This is a genomic window from Helicobacter apodemus, from assembly GCF_000765745.2.
GTDB lineage: Bacteria > Campylobacterota > Campylobacteria > Campylobacterales > Helicobacteraceae > Helicobacter_D > Helicobacter_D apodemus.
The window spans coordinates 1-557 of the sequence record NZ_JRPC02000112.1 but is presented as its reverse complement, the minus strand read 5'-3'; the positions used below and the strand labels follow the sequence as shown (position 1 = coordinate 557).

Here is a 557-nt window from a genome sequence, read left to right as displayed (position 1 = left end):
AGAAGCAACAAGGAAAAGCCTTAATAATCTTTATTCAGAGGATAAGACTTTAGATAGCTATCTTAAAAACTTCATTAGTAGCCATTTAAGAGAGGATATTAATAAAGGGATTAATAATATTTTCTCCCAGAATAAAGAAGCTTACGAGCAGGCAAAAACACTCTATGAAACAAAACTAGCAGATTATGCCAATTTAAAAGAAATACAAGATTCTACCATTTATAAAAAAATCCAAAATGTTGATAATTCTTTAGAGGATATTGCTAAGGCTATCTTAGAAAATGCCAAAGGAGCGGGTAAGATTGCAGAGGCACAAAATCCACTACAAGCTTCCAAAGCAGGAACGAATGATAAAACCCTACTTAATAACTTCAATGAGCTAACCAAAGGATTAACAGAGCAAAATAGACAATCTTTAGAACTCAACCTCTTACATAAAATATTTCAATCCTCTGTAATAGCAGATAATGATATAAAAGTCTTTAACTCTGAACTCTTTTTAGATACTCTAGCCCAAAACAAAGAAATATTTAAAAGCACAGGAGCTAAAGAATATA

Annotated in this window: 1 pseudogene; it reads left to right on the top strand. The window is 31.2% G+C overall.

The annotated features are described in order from the left end of the window. A pseudogene (locus LS72_RS11160) lies at nt 1-557 on the top strand (hypothetical protein); the annotation flags it as partial.